This window comes from Caballeronia glathei (genome assembly GCF_000698595.1).
Classification (GTDB): Bacteria; Pseudomonadota; Gammaproteobacteria; order Burkholderiales; family Burkholderiaceae; genus Caballeronia; species Caballeronia glathei.
In genome coordinates this window covers 1-584 of the sequence record NZ_JFHC01000287.1, presented here as the reverse complement: position 1 = coordinate 584, position 584 = coordinate 1, and the positions used below count along the sequence as shown (strand labels likewise).

Below are 584 nucleotides of genomic sequence, written 5' to 3'. Positions count from 1 at the left end.
GCCCAGTACTGCGCCAATCTGCGGCAGCAACTGCGCGCCGACCACCACCGCCGATTGCTGCGCGATCGTCACCCGCTCCGCTGCCTGTCGCAAGTCGAGGTTGTTGGCGATCGCTTCGGCGACGATCGCATCGAGCAGCGGATCGTCGAGCGACTTCAGCCAGTCGTCGGCAACGGCAGCGCTGCTTGCATCCGCCATCCATGCTGGCGGGACGGTCGTGCCCTTGGGCAAGGCGTCGTTCACCAGGTCGCTGTGCTGCGGGGGCGGCGCCAGCGCGCAACCGCCGAGCAGCGCAGCAAGGAACACGGCGACGAACGACGGCGCGCACTTCATAGCGAAAACGGATACAGCCAGTTGTACCACGTGTAGGAGCGGATCGCGACCTTGCGCAGCACGTCGAAGGCGCTGCTCGTGCTCGTGTAGATTGCCGCGCGTCCCTGCGTGCCGATCGGAAACTTGGACTGGTCCGGATCGTCCAGCGTGATCGCCACTGCGAACTGCCCTTGCGGAGCCTCGCCCGGCTGAGCGTTGAAGCTCGGCAGCGTGCCGCTGGGGACCATTTGTCCCGCGCCGCTCCCCTGCCA

Annotated in this window: 2 pseudogenes; both read right to left on the bottom strand. The window is 67.0% G+C overall.

Annotated features, from left to right (window positions below):
- Positions 1-333 (bottom strand): annotated as a pseudogene (locus tag BG61_RS38815) (TolC family protein); the annotation flags it as partial.
- Positions 330-584: pseudogene (locus BG61_RS38810) on the bottom strand (HlyD family secretion protein); the annotation flags it as partial. The pseudogenes BG61_RS38810 and BG61_RS38815, both read right to left, overlap by 4 nt.